General features: G+C 47.7%; 1 protein-coding gene. It reads right to left on the bottom strand.

Annotation, left to right across the window (positions count from 1 at the left end; all coding sequences use genetic code 11):
• A partial coding sequence (locus tag HGH47_RS12360; RefSeq protein WP_432912802.1) for a transposase occupies window positions 1-287 on the bottom strand: 287 nt, incomplete at both ends.

Here is a 287-nt window from a genome sequence, read left to right as displayed (position 1 = left end):
CTTCTTCAATCACACTTTTCAGCCTTTCTCCTCGGAATGCATTGATTGTTCTAAAGTCCGGTTTTTGGTTTGCCGCCAGCCACATTACATTCACATTTTCCCGGCATTGTTTCGCAATCTGCCGCGACGAATAGGTACCGGTCAGATAGCAGTAGATCAATACTTTTAACAGCATCTGCGGATGGTAGCGGCTTGCTCCCCCTCCCGTTGTGTAGGCTTCAAACAGGGCTTTCAGTTCTATTTCATCCACCGTTGCGCTGACTACTCTTACCAGATGATTCTCCGGT

Origin of the sequence: Treponema sp. OMZ 805 (assembly GCF_050937395.1) — a bacterium.
GTDB lineage: Bacteria > Spirochaetota > Spirochaetia > Treponematales > Treponemataceae > Treponema.
This window is presented reverse-complemented; position numbering and strand designations above follow the sequence as displayed.